This is a genomic window from Paenibacillus sp. G34 (assembly GCF_056856875.1).
In genome coordinates, this window is the sequence record NZ_CM166469.1 from 1,858,132 (window position 1) to 1,873,904 (window position 15,773).

Annotated in this window: 22 protein-coding genes and 1 pseudogene; 19 read left to right on the top strand and 4 right to left on the bottom strand. The window is 45.4% G+C overall.

The annotated features are described in order from the left end of the window. Window positions 1–15: 15 nt before the first annotated feature. Window positions 16–792, top strand: a complete 777-nt coding sequence (locus AC1VYS_RS08475) for a Cof-type HAD-IIB family hydrolase (RefSeq protein ID WP_482913864.1) — start codon at window positions 16–18, stop codon at window positions 790–792. Between the two features lie 115 nt (window positions 793–907). Continuing rightward, window positions 908–1,078, top strand: a complete 171-nt coding sequence (locus tag AC1VYS_RS08480; protein ID WP_482913865.1) for a YHYH domain-containing protein — start codon at window positions 908–910, stop codon at window positions 1,076–1,078. Here AC1VYS_RS08480 and AC1VYS_RS08485 read toward each other — a convergent pair. After that, window positions 1,060–1,389 (bottom strand): glycosyltransferase, encoded by a 330-nt coding sequence (locus tag AC1VYS_RS08485; protein ID WP_482913866.1) that lies wholly within the window; start codon window positions 1,387–1,389, stop codon window positions 1,060–1,062. The two genes, AC1VYS_RS08480 and AC1VYS_RS08485, sit on opposite strands and share 19 nt — an antisense overlap. Window positions 1,390–1,569: 180 nt before the next feature. Here AC1VYS_RS08485 and AC1VYS_RS08490 point away from each other — a divergent pair, with 180 nt between their 5' ends. Both AC1VYS_RS08490 and AC1VYS_RS08495 read left to right on the top strand, forming a co-directional pair. Continuing rightward, window positions 1,570–2,139, top strand: coding sequence for a DMP19 family protein (locus AC1VYS_RS08490; protein ID WP_482913867.1), 570 nt, complete (start codon window positions 1,570–1,572; stop codon window positions 2,137–2,139). Between the two features lie 19 nt (window positions 2,140–2,158). After that, window positions 2,159–2,440 (top strand): hypothetical protein, encoded by a 282-nt coding sequence (locus AC1VYS_RS08495; protein ID WP_482913868.1) that lies wholly within the window; start codon window positions 2,159–2,161, stop codon window positions 2,438–2,440. A gap of 72 nt (window positions 2,441–2,512) precedes the next feature. On the opposite strand, the gene AC1VYS_RS08500 is transcribed toward AC1VYS_RS08495, so the two are convergent. Further along, window positions 2,513–3,286, bottom strand: coding sequence for a sporulation protein (locus AC1VYS_RS08500; protein WP_482913869.1), 774 nt, complete (start codon window positions 3,284–3,286; stop codon window positions 2,513–2,515). A 164-nt stretch (window positions 3,287–3,450) separates the two neighbouring features. Here AC1VYS_RS08500 and AC1VYS_RS08505 point away from each other — a divergent pair, with 164 nt between their 5' ends. From AC1VYS_RS08505 to AC1VYS_RS08575, 15 genes and pseudogenes are all read left to right on the top strand, one after another. After that, window positions 3,451–4,128 carry a class I SAM-dependent methyltransferase gene (locus AC1VYS_RS08505; protein ID WP_482913870.1) on the top strand — a complete coding sequence of 226 codons (678 nt, stop codon included), beginning with the start codon at window positions 3,451–3,453 and terminating at the stop codon, window positions 4,126–4,128. A 14-nt stretch (window positions 4,129–4,142) separates the two neighbouring features. Then, entirely contained in the window at window positions 4,143–4,613 is a 471-nt protein-coding gene (locus AC1VYS_RS08510; RefSeq protein WP_482913871.1) for a hypothetical protein, read from the top strand. Window positions 4,614–4,706: 93 nt separating this feature from the next. Next, on the top strand, window positions 4,707–5,270 hold the full coding sequence (locus AC1VYS_RS08515) for a hypothetical protein (RefSeq protein ID WP_482913872.1): 564 nt from the start codon (window positions 4,707–4,709) through the stop codon (window positions 5,268–5,270). Then, window positions 5,267–5,827: a GNAT family N-acetyltransferase gene (locus tag AC1VYS_RS08520; protein ID WP_482913873.1), complete on the top strand. Its 561-nt coding sequence runs from the start codon at window positions 5,267–5,269 to the stop codon at window positions 5,825–5,827. Before AC1VYS_RS08515 ends, AC1VYS_RS08520 begins: the two co-directional genes overlap by 4 nt. Before the next feature lie 38 nt (window positions 5,828–5,865). Next, a complete protein-coding gene (locus tag AC1VYS_RS08525; RefSeq protein WP_482913874.1) occupies window positions 5,866–6,390 on the top strand; it encodes a YfiT family bacillithiol transferase in 525 nt (174 codons plus the stop codon). Between the two features lie 75 nt (window positions 6,391–6,465). Further along, window positions 6,466–6,975: a GNAT family N-acetyltransferase gene (locus AC1VYS_RS08530; RefSeq protein WP_482913875.1), complete on the top strand. Its 510-nt coding sequence runs from the start codon at window positions 6,466–6,468 to the stop codon at window positions 6,973–6,975. A gap of 165 nt (window positions 6,976–7,140) precedes the next feature. After that, window positions 7,141–7,524 (top strand): VOC family protein, encoded by a 384-nt coding sequence (locus tag AC1VYS_RS08535; protein ID WP_482913876.1) that lies wholly within the window; start codon window positions 7,141–7,143, stop codon window positions 7,522–7,524. A 268-nt stretch (window positions 7,525–7,792) separates the two neighbouring features. Further along, window positions 7,793–8,518 (top strand): class I SAM-dependent methyltransferase, encoded by a 726-nt coding sequence (locus tag AC1VYS_RS08540; protein WP_482913877.1) that lies wholly within the window; start codon window positions 7,793–7,795, stop codon window positions 8,516–8,518. Between the two features lie 75 nt (window positions 8,519–8,593). Next, the gene (locus AC1VYS_RS08545) at window positions 8,594–9,307 is read left to right on the top strand and encodes an SDR family NAD(P)-dependent oxidoreductase (protein ID WP_482913878.1); all 714 of its coding nucleotides are present in this window, start codon (window positions 8,594–8,596) and stop codon (window positions 9,305–9,307) included. Continuing rightward, window positions 9,304–9,639: pseudogene (pgsA, locus tag AC1VYS_RS08550) on the top strand (CDP-diacylglycerol--glycerol-3-phosphate 3-phosphatidyltransferase); the annotation flags it as partial. The gene AC1VYS_RS08545 and the pseudogene pgsA, both read left to right, overlap by 4 nt. A gap of 13 nt (window positions 9,640–9,652) precedes the next feature. Continuing rightward, complete coding sequence (locus AC1VYS_RS08555; protein WP_482913879.1) at window positions 9,653–10,105, top strand: GNAT family N-acetyltransferase; 453 nt, start codon at window positions 9,653–9,655, stop codon at window positions 10,103–10,105. Then, complete coding sequence (locus AC1VYS_RS08560) at window positions 10,102–10,551, top strand: GNAT family N-acetyltransferase (protein ID WP_482913880.1); 450 nt, start codon at window positions 10,102–10,104, stop codon at window positions 10,549–10,551. The genes AC1VYS_RS08555 and AC1VYS_RS08560 overlap by 4 nt, the downstream gene beginning before the upstream one ends. 89 nt (window positions 10,552–10,640) lie before the next feature. Further along, window positions 10,641–11,063 (top strand): hypothetical protein, encoded by a 423-nt coding sequence (locus tag AC1VYS_RS08565; RefSeq protein WP_482913881.1) that lies wholly within the window; start codon window positions 10,641–10,643, stop codon window positions 11,061–11,063. A 187-nt stretch (window positions 11,064–11,250) separates the two neighbouring features. Continuing rightward, window positions 11,251–12,471: an RtcB family protein gene (locus AC1VYS_RS08570; protein ID WP_482913882.1), complete on the top strand. Its 1,221-nt coding sequence runs from the start codon at window positions 11,251–11,253 to the stop codon at window positions 12,469–12,471. 72 nt (window positions 12,472–12,543) lie between these two features. After that, window positions 12,544–13,722, top strand: a complete 1,179-nt coding sequence (locus AC1VYS_RS08575) for a DUF4272 domain-containing protein (RefSeq protein WP_482913883.1) — start codon at window positions 12,544–12,546, stop codon at window positions 13,720–13,722. Window positions 13,723–13,880: 158 nt separating this feature from the next. On the opposite strand, the gene AC1VYS_RS08580 is transcribed toward AC1VYS_RS08575, so the two are convergent. Together AC1VYS_RS08580 and AC1VYS_RS08585 are read right to left on the bottom strand one after the other, a co-directional pair. Then, window positions 13,881–15,086 carry a DUF4179 domain-containing protein gene (locus AC1VYS_RS08580; protein ID WP_482913884.1) on the bottom strand — a complete coding sequence of 402 codons (1,206 nt, stop codon included), beginning with the start codon at window positions 15,084–15,086 and terminating at the stop codon, window positions 13,881–13,883. Further along, complete coding sequence (locus AC1VYS_RS08585) at window positions 15,058–15,651, bottom strand: RNA polymerase sigma factor (protein WP_482913885.1); 594 nt, start codon at window positions 15,649–15,651, stop codon at window positions 15,058–15,060. Before AC1VYS_RS08585 ends, AC1VYS_RS08580 begins: the two co-directional genes overlap by 29 nt. Window positions 15,652–15,773 lie beyond the last annotated feature (122 nt).

Below are 15,773 nucleotides of genomic sequence, written 5' to 3' on the forward strand. Positions count from 1 at the left end.
AGAGGATGAAGACTCGTGATTAAAGCTATATTTTTTGATGTGGACGGTACGTTACTCAGTGAGCAGAATCGCAGTCTATCCCAGCATACCGAAGAGTCAATCCGTGCGTTAATCCGAAAAGGCATTCATATCATTCTTGTCACGGGCAGGCCTCATCATCTATGCGAAGAGTTCAAGCATCTAGGCATCGAAACGATTATTTCAGCGAACGGTGCTTTGATTACTTGCCGTGGTGAAAGGATACATAAATCCATTCTTTCTTCATCAATGGTTAGAGAATTTAGTCATTACGCTGCTTCTCAAGGACATGCAGTTTCCTATTTTACCGAGTTATTCAGCATGAATGGAGCCTGCCGGACAGATAGCCGTGTGACACAAGCCCTTCGGGAGACACTTGGGATAATGGAATATCCGCAACAAATGATGACGCTGGATGAGGATACATACTGTATGTGCTTATATGCCAATGAGGCAGAAACGAAAGAGTATAGAGAGAAGTTTCCTTCACTGCGATTTGTACGATTCCACCCATACGTTTGCAATGTACTTGAAGCGGGAGAAGTCAGTAAATCTGCAGCAGCCCAGAATATTCTTACTTATCTTAATGTACGCAGAGAGGAAACCATGGCTTTTGGGGACGGAGAGAACGATATCGATCTGTTACAGTACGCAGGAATAGGTATCGCTATGGGAAATGGCGGAGAGCGTGTTAAGCAAAGTGCGGACTATGTCACGCTGAAAGCGAGTGAGGATGGAATAACTCATGCGTTGAGACACTTTAAGCTTATATAAAGGGACTTTAGTTGGCATAAGGGATATCCATTTTGTGGATTTTTATGTAAAATGAAATGATGTGAAGTGAAAAAAAACTAAAGCATAGGGCGTGAAAAGAAAGGTGAATTTCAAGATGAAAAAAGATTTTATTATCATTTTATCGCTGGTTATGCTTGTCGGTGTATCCTCCTCAGCGTACGCACATCCGGGTCGATTGGATAAAAAGGGTGGACATAACTGCTCTGCCAAATCCATTAAAAAGGGCCTGTGCACAGGCTATCACTATCATAAAAAGAAAAAGTAGTAGATCCGCAGAAGCATACATCGACGCAAGTTCATTACCATGCAGATATCCAGTGAACGTAACATTTGCCGGAGCTTGGGAAGGGCAGGCCCGTCACCAACGATAATCCAGTGTACGTGGGTTTGTATTTCTTCTGGCAATTGCTGCATCGTCGCTGTCAGGGTGGCTATATCTTTTTCCGGGGAAATGCGTCCAACGTAGAGCAGGATGAGAGGTGCAGTGATCTGGTAACGTTCGCGGATACTTGAGTCTCGTTTGCACGGAGTATAGAGGTTGCAGTCAATACCGCGAGTCCACAAGGCCAGACGCATCATTCCCCCTCCCCAAAACTTGTGATGCCAAGATCATAACAGCGAATTATTTTCCATGAGTCAAATGTATGTCAACTTGGAGCGATTTCTTTTTATAAAGTATATTCTGGTATGATGGAAGAACGTATCAACACAGAATGATACAGCGGGATACAGAGAGATGCAGGAGGATATAGTGAGATGAACAAGTTACAAGAGGAACTGGTGGAGTTGCTGCCGCTTGAACACATGGAAGGAATGTCAGGTGAAGAAATCGTGGGCAGCATTGCGATGGATATGTACAGGGCTGAATTTGCTACGATTCGGGAGTGTGTTGCGGAACTGCCGATCGTGCTCAGAGACATTATGCTGATTGTTGATCTCGACACGGAACTTTCCATGAACGGATTGACTGGTTATCTGGAGAATGCAAGCGGCCAGCATTTGAGAGAAACCATCGAAGCTCTGATGCGATATGGCAATGAAACAGATGCGATGATATTGCAAAAGGTGGAACAGCTCCTTGCGGAACAAAGCATTACAGCAGGGCAGCTACGTGAGAATGTGGAACGTCTGTCTGAACACGACATCACAACAAGCCTACAGACACATGGTCCACAGATCCATGAGTTATTACAGCAGGTAGAGCAGGAAGGTCAACAATTAAGCTTTCAAGCGGATAATGAAGAAAGTTTCGACTTGCTGTACCAGTATGTAGACAAGCATAAAGAGGAATTAAAGCAGCAACTGGAGCAGTTTCTCGTTCGATAAGAATAAGGGGGAGAGATGAATGCGTTTGAACAAACGTGTGGGAATTGAAACCATTATCGTTAGCTTTGTTTTCATCCTTTTGTTGGCTGGTTGGAACGTAGTTCAAGGCATGATTCTAACATTGGAGCACGTTCCGCAGACGACACAATGGCAAACGTCTGGTTTGACATCGCAAGTTGATTTTGGACATGTGCCAAGTGGAAGCGGTTGGATGATAGCTCTAAGTGTTGGTGGTACATTCCTTATTGCTACGGTGTATTACGTCGTTCGCTCTTATGTTGTGGGAAAAAGCAAGAGATAAAGAGAGCAGCCTTTGGTATCAGATGGATGATAACCAAGGGCTGTTCTCTTTATATTGTTTAGTGTCCGCAGTTTAGAGATGCTCTGAAATAACCTCTTCCAAGCCTTGTGCGACAGAACGTGCACCACGCTCCAAATGTCTCTCATGCAGCTGCAAGCGTACATAAGTTTCATCTGTACCCATCGCTTCGGAGAACATCCCGCTAAGTCCACGTGCACGGCGGTCGATCTGCAACAACAGCTCCAGTGAATCCCCCATTGGATAAAAAAGAACCTCAAGTTCATCCAAATATCCGCGGAACTTGGTGGTTGGCACAAACTCAAATTCCTGTACAAACGGCAGGTTGCCACCCAGCCTTGGTGCATAGTCATTGGTTACTTCACGAAGCTTGAACCCCAGCACATCAATGGCATCCAGTACGATTCCCATCTCTCTGGAAGGCACGACATGTAAAAGATCCCGATCAGAGGGGTCTACTGCGCTAGAGATGTCCAGCCCCGTTTCCACCCATACTTCTGCACGATGCAGGGTAATCGGGAGATTTTGCGGTAAATCGAATTGAAAATGCTTCTCGAGTGTTGCACCCGGATGCAAGGTGAATCCATCCGTCAGCAGATATTTGGCAACAACAGCCGTCTCCTTCACTTTACGATCGTTGCTTTCCCGAATGTAGTGGGTTTTGATCAATAGATAGATCTGATCGACCTGCTGCTCTACATCTCCGCCTTCAATGTACACCTTTCCTGCAAGAGTTCCACCGGGCGTGACTTCTGTCGTATGTAATTCCGTATTCACTTTCGCTGCGCCTACACCAACACTGGCCAACATCTTCTTGAAAAATGACATGCAAGTAGCCTCCAGACTCAATGGATTATGATGGGTAAAAGATGACTTCGAGCATAATACGACGTTTGCAATAGAGGAGTTTCAATTTTTAGAGAAGAAGGGGAATCAGCGTGGTTTTGTCGAATATTGGATGAGATAACTGAACTCAGATGAGGAGGATGACGATGAGCATGGAATGGTACGATATGATTGCACGGCGTAATGGAGGATACAGAGGACGAGCTCAGTACTTATGGGAGGGGAAGTCCGCAGAACAAATTTTTGAAGAACGGTTGATCACGTTGCTGCCTGCGTATACATCGGTGCTTGATGCAGGCTGTGGACATGGTGATTTTACACTTGAAATGGCGGCACACACTGCTCATATTACAGGGTTCGATAACTCGGAAGAAATGATTAAAATCGCCCAAGAGGGGCTGGAATCCAGTACAATTCAGAATGTGGATTTTATCTGTGCTACAACAAAAGAAGAGTTACCCTTCCAAGATGAACAATTCGGTTTGATCTATAATCGTAGAGGACCCACATCCATTATCGAATACGGAAGAATTCTCTCTCAGGGAGGTCTGTTGTTTGGAATACATACAGATGTAACCAAGGTGCGTGAACGATTGGAGCGCAACCGGTATGAGCAGATTGAGATCGAAGAATATCATGAGGCACTTATGGTTTTTCCTGACGAAAATGAGTTTGCTCTCTTCCTTGCGGACGTTCCAGGCAACCCGGATTACACACTGCCTGAGTACGGTGAACAATTGCAAGTGAAGCTGAAGGAGCATACGATGGGTGGGAAAATAGCAGTGCGAGAACATAAATATATCTGGAAAGCTGTAAAAGCGTGAGGAGATCGGAGGATATGACGCGAAAAAATGATCTCATTAGCCATTCAGCGGGGGATATAACAACATGTATTGAACAAATGGAAAATGGTGATACAAAAGTAAAATTGATAGGAACTGATGGTAGTTATTATTGCAGAACAGCATCATCACCTCATGGGGGCTGGCAAAATAGTCATGTGCACGTGTACGTAAAAGAATTCTACGTGGTTCAGAGTGGATGGATAGCGTATGCCAGTTTAGGAGAACAACAATTATTAATAATTAAAATCCTTAAGCAAGGGGAACTCATCATTGTTGAGCCAGGCACTCACCATAATATATATATGTCAGCCAATAGTGTAATTCATACAATCAAGCATGGATCTGAAACCTATAGTGATTGGGTGGCCTCTCCTCATTTAGATGGGTTAACTCAATCTCTAACTAAAGATGATATACTCCGTAGAAATGTTGATAACAGATCTGAGGTTCGTGGTGAGGGCTGAAATGCATATCGTATATCAAGTGGGAAAATAACAGTGCGAGAACATAAATATATCTGGAAAGCTGTAAAAGCGTGAGGAGATCGGAGGATCGGAATGCGCAAAACGATGGTGTTTGGTATGCTTGGAATTTTGGTGATACTCATTGCGGGCATATTGATATACCGTCAGCTGGCACCAAGTATCACTGCTCAGGATGTAACGGTATCAGGTACCATACGTTCATTGGATTCGAAAACCGTTGAAGTTGTACTGCATGTTATTCGGACCGAAGAAGAAGATAAGCAGCATATGATGTTCCCTGTCATTCCGGGTTGGGGAGGAATTTCGTTCACTGGAGATCAGGCGAATGGCTGGTTCAGGCCTTCATCTGTGGGGACTTCATATGATAGTCAAGTTATTCTGGAACAGGCTGTGCAGCAGGAGGGGCATAATGCAGACCACTTGATGCAGGCATTCTCACAAGACCTGGTGGGTTTTTCTTTACCCGAGGATATTGGAACGTATAACATGAGGTTTACGTTGAAAGCACTGGATGAATCACCTCTGCCTCTTCAAGATCCGAAGGTGTATTATGTTCATCATGAACGATTGTTAGGCAAAAATTTAAGTTGGGCCACGGGTTACAAGCTGGATATTGTAAAGGAGGGGCCAAAGTGAACAAATTATATCAAACGGAGGATATCACCGTTCGTTTGCTAGAGATAAAGGATGAGCCTATTCTTGTAAAATGGTTGTCTGACCCGGAGGTTCTGCAGTATTACGAAGGTCGTGATCAGCCGCATGATCTGGAGCTTGTGAGAACACATTTTTACAATCAGGATAATGAGGCTGCTCGTTGTATTGTGGAATATGACGGTCGACCAATTGGATACATTCAGTTCTATGAACTTGAGCCAGAGGAACGTGCGGAATATGGTTATGCTGACAATGGTGAAATCATCTATGGGACCGATCAATTCATCGGGGAAACGGATTGCTGGAACATAGGCATTGGCACACGACTGGTGAAGTCCATGACAGCGTATTTGACTGGAGAGAAACATGCCGGGAAAATTGTTATGGACCCACAAGCCTGGAACGAACGTGCATTATCTTGTTACGAGAAGTGTGGATTCAGACGGGTCAAAATGTTGCCACAACATGAATTTCATGAAGGACAGATGCGAGACTGTTGGCTAATGGAGTATACTCCGGAAATAGAATCGAACGAGTAATATTAATGTGTGACAAACAAATGATATGGGGGATTGAGATGGACTTGAGGTATCCGATTGGACAGTTTACACATGCAGGTGAGATAACGCCGGCTCAGAGACAGCAATGGATTCAAGATATTGCGGACTTGCCAGAACGTGCGAGAGAAGCGGTACAAGGACTGAATGAAGAACAGCTAAGCCTGCCATATCGTGAGGGCGGCTGGATGCTGAGACAAGTCATTCACCACATGGCAGATAGTCATATGAACAGTGTGATTCGCTTCAAGCTCGCTTTGACAGAGGATATGCCCACGATACGCCCTTATTATGAAGAGCGCTGGGCAGAACTGAGTGATTCGAGAGATCTGAACATCGAGTTTTCACTGCAGCTTTTAGATGCACTGCATCGCCGCTGGGCGGCACTGTTAAGCTCATTCTCGGAAGAAGACTATGCGAAACAGTTCTACAGTCCTTCATCGAAAAATACGATGAGACTGGATTATTGTCTGGGACTGTATGCATGGCATGGCAAACATCATGTTGCCCAGATCACTTCGCTTCGAGATCGATTGGGAATATAGAAAGAAAGTATAGCAAACTCTCCTCGCCGTACGGGTGTTACTTATAAAAAAGGCTGTATCAGAAGGGAGAACATCATGAGTAATATACATATTCGCTTTTTGGCCAAGCAGGACGCGCAAGTCATCTCGGAAGCATTTCAGGAACAGGGGTGGCACAAACCGCTAGAATTATATGAACGGTATTGGGAAGAGCAACAGAACGGGAAACGCGTGACTCTGGTCGCCGAATTGAATGGCGAATTTGCCGGTTATGTCAATGTGATCTGGACTTCGGGTTATCCTTCATTTCAGGAACAAGGTATTCCGGAGATCAATGATTTTAATGTGCTGATGAAGTTCCAACGGCAAGGGATCGGTTCGAAGCTGATGGATCACGCCGAGAACGTGGTAAGGGAACGCTCTGCCGTGGCAGGCATTGGTGTAGGTGTATATGCGGATTATGGAAAAGCCCAGGTGTTATACGCACATCGTGGATATATTCCAGACGGGCGGGGGCTTCACCGAGATGATCATTACCTTCAGCCAGGGGAAGAGACGATAATTGACGATGATGTGGTGCTGTATTTGACCAAAAAACTGCTGTGATTCTAGAGCCAGTTAAACCTAAGAACGAGATGTGGGTGATGAAACGTTTAGCTTCTCTAAATGGTTTATCTTAAAACAGGACATGCGTGTTATACTCAACTGGAATCTGAGGCAATCTAGAATAGATGTAACCGGAGATGACTTGATTAGAGGAGTGATGAATGCATGTTTAGCAGAGTAGGCCAAGTTATGTTGTACGTCAATAACCAGGATGAATCACTGGCTTTCTGGACGGAGGTAGCCGGATTCCACATCGTGGATGAGGTCATCCTTGATGAAGGCATGCGATGGATTGAAGTCGCGCCTGCGAAAGACTCACAGACAAGCATCATTTTGCATGATAAAGAGGTCGTGGCACGTATGTCGGCCGAGCTTAATTTGGGGACACCCTCATTGATGTTTTTCACTGATGACCTTGATCGGTTATATGCCGATTTGTCGGCTAAACATGTAACGGTTGGAGAAGTTGTAGAGATGCCAACAGGCCGTGTCTTTAATTTTGCAGATAATGAGAAAAATTACTTCGCCGTGATGGAGCGCAAGGTCTAAAACGAAACGTATTTATAGCTGCACAGTGGTAATCTTATAGCTGGAATTTCAAGCGGACGACATGTAATGTTGTTCGCTTTTTGTATGGAAACAATAATACATATTCTACTGAATTTTTACATGAAAAATAGAGAATGAATGGTTAAAAATGTTATAATGAAGTGTAGTGAATGGAGTAGGAACTCATGCAAAAATGCTAGTGTAACAGCAGGGTAACAATAGTGGAGAAGTGCCCATTCTAAGCGATAAAACAGGAGGGATTTGGGCTATGGAGAAAACGATAAAAAGCGTGCAGGATCTCTATGATATGCTGGATGCGGATTTCAGATCGGCCAAGCAATTTTGGGAACCATTCTATCAGAATCGGGACAGACCCATTCCGTTTTTTCCAAACAAACCAGACGAGAATCTGGTTGCTGATGTAGAAGCTGGACGGTTAAGAGGGGGCAGAGCACTGGAGCTGGGGTGTGGCCCCGGCCGGAATGCACTGTATCTGGCAGGGCACGGTTATCAGGTTGACGCCTACGATCTGTCAGAGACTGCGATTGCCTGGGCAAAAGAGCGCGCAGCGGAAGAACAACTGGATGTACATTTTGAATGTCGTTCGGTGTTCGAGCTTGCGCCAGAGCAGGAATATGATTTCGTCTACGATTCGGGCTGTCTGCACCATCTGCTACCGCATCAGCGTATTCCTTACATTGAGATGATTCATCGTGCATTGAAGCCGGGAGGTCTGTTTGGTATGACTTGTTTTGCACCGGGATTTGGCGGCCAGGGTGGACCAGAACATGTCATGGACGATTGGGAAGTGTACCGTGAGAAGACGATGCGGGGCGGGCTTGCTTTTACGGAGGAGAAACTTCGGTATTTACTAGAGGAATCATTTGAGTGTGTGGAACTGCGCCCAATGAAGTCGATGGGGCAGGAAGATCCGTATTTTGGTTTGCCTATTTTGTGGGTGACCATGTGGAGAAAACCGGAAGAGCGTGACTGACACGTTTAGAGATGAAATACATATCAATCCTGCGGCGCATTAGAGCAGATATGAGAATTGAAAGGTGGCAATCATATGCGTAACAGAACATTTATTATCACAGGAACATCCAAAGGCATCGGTAGACAGCTTGCAGAACTTTGTTTGGAAAAAGGTGACTCTGTCTACGGCATAGCGCGCGGAGCATCAGACTTGGGTAATACATACGAACGGTACACTCATGTCCAGTTCGATCTTGAAGACATTCATGACATCGACGATGTAATCTCGCGCATATTGAAGCAGATTCCGCTTCTTTCTGTGGAATGCATCGGACTTATTAATAATGCGGCCATGCTTGAACCGTTAAAACCCATAGAGCAGTGTCTTGCGGATGAGATTAGCAATCATCTGAATATTAGCCTGGCAGCGCCGATGATTCTTACGTCATCTTTTATTCACCACACGAGCGATATGACGGCACGCCGAAAAATTATTAATGTGAGTTCCGCTTCGGGCAGTTATCCTGCTCCTTCGATGGCTGCTTATTGTACATCAAAGGCAGGAATCAACATGTTCACACAATGTGTAGCGATAGAACAAGCTGCACAGTCTAATCCGGTAGAGATCATCGCTTTTGATCCGGGCATGGTGGATACGGAATTGCAGGCCGTGGCGAGAGGAAAGAGTGCAGAGGAATTTGCGCTGTCCGGAGCATTTCGAGACGCGTACGAGTCAGGTCAACTGAAATCTCCACGTGATGTGGCATTGGAAATCCTGAAGTTACTGGAGGAGGCGAAGGAGCAGTGAATCTGGCGAACCGGATCACTCTGGCAAGAATCGCATTAATCCCGCTGTTTATGCTGTGCTTTCTTGATCAGCAGGAGCCGGGTTTAATGGTTGCGGTAATTATTTTTGCACTAGCCGCTTGTACAGATAAGCTGGATGGGTATGTTGCCAGAAAGTATAATCAGATAACCAGGTTGGGTAAATTACTCGATCCACTTGCAGACAAGCTTCTCATCTCAGTGGCACTTATTATGATGGTTCAGGTGAATATGATTAGCTCGTGGGTTGCAGTTATTATTATTGCACGTGAGATTGTCATCACAGCCTTGCGTATGGTAGCAGCAGAACAGGGAAGGAGAACACAACATGTCACATACGAACATTACACCAAGTACCGAAGCAGATTCAGCCTATGTCCGCCAGCAATTGGTCGCCTACAATGCGGCACATGTGAGCGAGGCCTTAAAGAACAGATACGAGGAGCTTCATTTCCATATTCGAAACGAGGAAGGGCAGATTGTGGCAGGGGTACTGAGCACCTTATGCTGGAACTGGGTCGAGCTAGATATTTTGTGGGTTGATGCCAAAGAGAGACACAAAGGGTATGGAACGAAACTGCTACAGGAGGTAGAGCGTTTGGCCCGAGAGAAGGGGTGTGATTTCATTATGCTGAACACCTTCTCGTATCAGGCTCCTGAATTTTACCAAAAACACGGGTATGAGCTGATGACGATGATCGAGAATGCACCTACAGGACATCAACATTACTATTTCAAGAAAGATCTCATTACATCAGAAGGAGCAGAAGCAACGCGATGATTACAATTAAGCAGATTGAACCACAGGATTTGCCCGAGTTAAACCAACTGTATCATGAATTAATGGGTACACATCCCGATGCACAGCAGATGAATGCACAGCAAATGCAAAAGACGTTACAACAAATGAAGAAACAGGGTCACTATTATGTGCTGGGAGCCTATGATCAGGATAAACTTGTGGGATCAGTTATGGGGATTGAGTGCATGGATCTGCTCGGTTCTTGCGAGCCATTTATGGTCGTGGAGAATGTCATTGTCTCTGAACGGGTACGCAGGCAGGGGGTTGGACAGAAACTGATGCTTAAGATCGAGCATATCGCCAAAGATCTGGGGTGTGCTTACATTATTCTGGTGTCTGGAGATCAACGTAAGGAAGCCCATCAATTTTATGAGAAACTGGGCTTTCGGGACGAGTTGGTTCAAGGATACCGAAAACATTTATAAGTTGCAGTTAGGGCGGAAGGATTACTTAAGAAGCATGGCGAATAAGGCATAGTCTTACTGAATGAACAGACGAAGAGGGAGGTACTCTTGTGTTCAAAAAATGGGCTAATGTCTTTATGATTCTGGCACTTGTCTTTGCTGTGTGTTCTCCAACATCCTACGCTGCAGCCAAATCAGTTAAAGTCACGGTTACTCTGGTCAGTGCGGAACTGGTCGAGAATAACTCGGTCGGTAATGAGTGGGCAATCGGCGCAAGTGTGAATGGGAAAGAGCTGGAGGAAGGTTCATCTTTGACGCTGAACATGAAACCGAGTGGTACGTTGAAGCTAGAGGCTCTTGCAGAAGAGCAGGACAAAATTCCGGATTACGGAAGTAAAAGCACCAATGTAAAACTATCTTCATTCACGAAATCGACCAATAAGACGCTGACTGTTGTAGTGACAGAGAACAGAGGTCGATATTCTGGTAACACGGCGACGTGGGAATTTAAATTCAAGATTACAAAGAAATAGTTCTTAGGATACGACAAAAAGAGAGTGGACCTTAGCGGACGCTCTCTTTTTCTTTGTGAGCGAACATAAGAGTGAAAGCACTTTACAACCATTTGGTATATCCTGACACCTATAGAATTGTAGCGTTTCGAGCAGGGTGGATCTTTGTTAAACTTAGAAAAAAGAATACATAGGAGGTTAACAAAACATGCGTATTGTGGATAACATTAAAGTTTGGGGAGATCCGCTAGAAAATGCCGTCAGTCAGGCGGTAACTTGTTCGAAATATGGAGATGTGCTAGGCGTCGCCTTAATGGCCGATCATCACAAGGGATATTCGCAGCCGATTGGCGGCGTGGTTGCTTACCGCAACATGATCAGTCCGTCAGGAGTTGGATACGATATTGCCTGCGGTAACAAAGCAGTACGCACGAACCTGATGTGGGACGATATTCGTGACCGGATTGCGGTCATTATGGATGATATTAATACAACCATCTCATTCGGCGTAGGCCGGAACAATCCAACCCCGGTGGAGCATGAGCTGTTCGACGATCCGAACTGGAAGCTATTTGATACCATCGAAAGCGGATTACAACAGAAGCTGAAGACACTGGCACGTAATCAGCTCGGAACCGTGGGCAGCGGCAATCATTTTGTCGATGTTTTTGTGGAAGAGAAGACAGGCAAGGTATGGATTGCGAATCATTTTGGCAGCCGTGGTTTCGGACATAAGGTAGCGAGCGGATTTCTTAATCTGGCGGCAGGACGGGAGTTCAGCGGGAAAGCACCGGGGGAATCGATGGATCAGCCGCCGACCCTGTTTGACCTGAACAGTGAAATGGGGGATATGTATTGGGCAGGTATGACACTGGCGGGTCGTTATGCCTACGCCGGACGGGATTACGTGATCGAGCAGGTGCTGGGTATTCTTGGAGCGAGCGCTGAATATGCCGTACATAATCATCATAACTTTGCTTGGAAAGAGCAGCATATGGGCGAAGAAGTCGTCGTAGTTCGTAAAGGAGCGACACCGCTTGCGCCAAGCCAGCTTGGTTTTGTTGGCGGGAGTATGGGTGATATTTCGGTGATTGTAGAGGGGATCGACAGTCAGGAGAATACCGAGTCCTTCCGCAGCACGGTTCACGGGGCAGGGCGGATCATGAGCCGTACGCAGGCGGCGGGTAAAATGAACTACAAACTTCGCACGCGTATGGGCGGCGAAATCAGTGAAGAGCAGATGCAAGCAGCGATTCGTGATTATGGTGTGGAGCTCCGCGGAGCAGGTACAGATGAAAGCCCGTTTGTCTACAAAAAATTGCAAGACGTGCTGAATGCGCACGCGAATACGCTGAAAATCAATCATGTCCTGCGTCCGGTAGGTGTGGCGATGGCTGGTGGCAATGAGTTTGACCCCTACAAGGATTAATCAAAGATCAATCTGGGGCACGCATTATTTTTTTAACTAGAATTCAGACACAGAAGGAGAGCGAACATTAATATGAGAAATTGTGCGATATACAGTTCCCAGTTTGACCTGGACCAGTTGTATGAAATCATTCAATCCATCTATCCCGGGGCCGCTATCCAGCGGAAAGAAGACCAGACGCACATTCAGGTGACCCAGAAGAAATGGTTCAGTAAAAAAACAAAAGGATTCAACATCATGACGAGCCAGACACATCCAGAAGAGTTCACCACAATGATTCAAGGCATGCTTGGGTTTCTAAGTCAGATTGAGGGACGTAATACTGCGCTTCAGGAAAAGGTATTGATTAAGTGCTCCACCTTAAACATGGTGGTTGGCATTGAGACCGAGGAAGATATTTCGGAAGAGTTCTTTAACGAGTTATTACAATTGGCTGAAGCACTGGATGCCGTTATTTTCTGGGGAGGAGGCTCCCTGCTGAATGCTCAGGGTCAGTTGCTTCTGGATGTGAACGGAGAATCCGAGGTGGAAGATTACACAGTAACTGCGCACACCAGTTATCTGGATGACACACGCCCTCCTTCAGCGGATGCTGTAGAGCGCAAGGCACGTTCAGAGCAGCAACTGGCGGCACTTGGAATTCCGTATAATGTTAATCTGCCGGTAAGAGCGGGAGAGCAAGATACGAAGATTCGAACGAAGGAAGAGGTCGCGAGGCGTGCGGTGGCTCTCTGCTTGGCCGCTCTCAAAGGCGAGTGTCTGGGAGCAGGTGAAAGTGACGATGACACTGCTGCGCTTGTGCAGGAAGTGATTGATAAATATGATGCATCCGCCTTCTTTTCTCCCGATGAAAAGTCGTTTCTGGATCAGCATGGAGCAGAGCAGCAAGAGGTCATTCGTTTCTCTTGGGGATATGAGGCGTACCATGTGATGTTGTGGGCACTCGGGTACGTGGAGGAATTGGGCTCACCTACAGAGCTGTGTAACGTAAGTAAAGATGTTGGTTATTTACAGCAAAAGGACAGCTTCGAGGAATTTTTGGCAGATGCTACTCTCCGCACCAAAGGTGAAATTTTGGACGAGGCTGATTTAATCTATCGGTACAACTGGGTGTGTGTGAACAGTCGGGTGAAGGGGGAAACGCCACCTGAGGGTTTGAATCCCGGCGTAGCTTATGAACGGCATCGTGCACTTAACTGGCTCATCTGTTATCTCGATCAGGCGTGGGATGAGGTACGTACAGATACGTAGCATGGATTACTGAATCTGCTTGGACTTGAAATGATGAAGTATAAGTTATCAATAACAAGCAGCCACGGACAATAGATGTTTTGGATCTGTTGTCACGTGGCTCCTGTTATTTCTATTTTCGTGTTGAATTAAGAAATACGATGCAGATCAATTGAGAGTTAAGGCTTAAGAGAAATGTTCATTTCGAGTTCTTTAATATAGGTCTTCTCTCCATGTTTTATAATATTACCCTTATTGTTCAATTCCTCACCCACGATGCTCAAATCACTTGTATTCACCGTGAATGTATAAGGTTTGATAATCACTGATTTTGCATCCGGACTAAGGGCATCATACAACTCATCGACTCGGTACTCCAGATCGGGAGTTTTGTGATAGAAGCTTAGCCTGTGCTGCTTCAATACTTTGCCCTGATCGTCTATGATATCGTAGTACATCATGGTTGGAGCGTATCCCCCCATTTGCTCAGAGGAGGCTGGCACTTTTCCGGTACTTTCGAGCACAAGGCGGGTACTTGTGGCACTAGCTTCTATGTTTTGCAAGGTGTAAGTGAAACTTTCGTAACTCTTGGTCTCATTCGGCTGTAAAACAAGCCTACTGTTGCTAATTTTCACGGGCACTTTGAATTCAAAAGGTTTGTCAACCCGAGTTACTGCTGCACGAACAGTAAGCTCAAATTCGTTGGGGAGCGGATCTAGATTGGTGTATTGTGCGAATACAGCTTTTGGATTGCCTATATCATCTCCAAAAGTGAAGCCGTTAGAAGCTTTCAATTCTGTATCATTGATTAAGGTTATAGGTGATTTGATATAGCCCTTTTTCTGTTGTTGATCCGGTACCTGACGCCCGTTCTTCCACTCTGAATTCCCCGAAATAATTTTGCTATCCATAGGAATATAAGGGCTTACTACCTCTTGAGGAAGCTGCTCTCCATCTCGTTGAATCGTATAGCTCAGCCGTGTTCCGTCATAGAGTACGTTTGTAAGTGTCAAGGTTACGCCGTCTATTGTGAGTGACTCCTGAGGTTGCATTAGGATACCTTGATCCGAAGCACGTTGAATCTCATCGGAATTAAGACTGAAAAATATAGATCCAATTACCGGGATTTGTTTCAAGGCACTGGCCATCGTTGGGTTAACAAATCCGGCTCCTACAGCACCTGCCCCCAATAGGAAAGCGATGGAAGCTGCGGCCATAGTCCGTTTTGTCATTGTCAATCCGGTCCGTGGTCTCGTCATGTCATCTCTTTCGATTCGATGCATTATCTTCTTGCTCATACTACTCCGTGGAATAGATGTGTTCCGAATCCATTGCTCCAATTCTTCAACCTGTTCGTCAGGAATACGGGTGGGCCTTTTGTCCATGTATTAGTCCTCCTTTGTTTGTCTGTTCGATCAGTTTGCGTCTTAGACGTTCGTACTTCTTGCGTAAGGAAGAAGACCTGACATTCATAATGATGGAAATCTCTTCAAAGGTGTATTGTTCGACGGCTTTTAACAACAGGATATGGCGTTCTTCGGGTGTTAAATATTCCATAAGATCCTGAATGAGCGTTGTATCACAAGATTTCTGTATGACAGGTTTCTGGCGTTTGTACTCGTCTATGAGCTTCAGCCAGCGGCTCTGCTTTTTCTTCACATTCATCAGATGATTGTAGGCTATTTTATATAGCCAGGAGGAGAAACTGACTTTTCGTTTATAACTCCTCAAATTCTGGTAGGCTCGAATGAAAATTTCTTGAACAGCATCTTCTGTCTCTTGATGATTACGAAGAATGTAATAACAGTACGTGTACATCTGACGTTCGAATTCAAGAATGATCATCTCATAGGCAGCTTGTTCACCGTTGATCACACGCTGTACAACCTGTTCTATTCGTTCATTCTTATCTTTCTTGATCTGCATATCCCCGGGGATGGCGGCCTGCATGGGTCACCTCCTTGTCTTGATACTCATATAACAACTCAAAAAGTCCAAATGTGACATGATTAATTTTATTTTGAAAATTCCAGAATCTCTCGGTTCTTCCAGTGACGCAAAATAAAGAAACC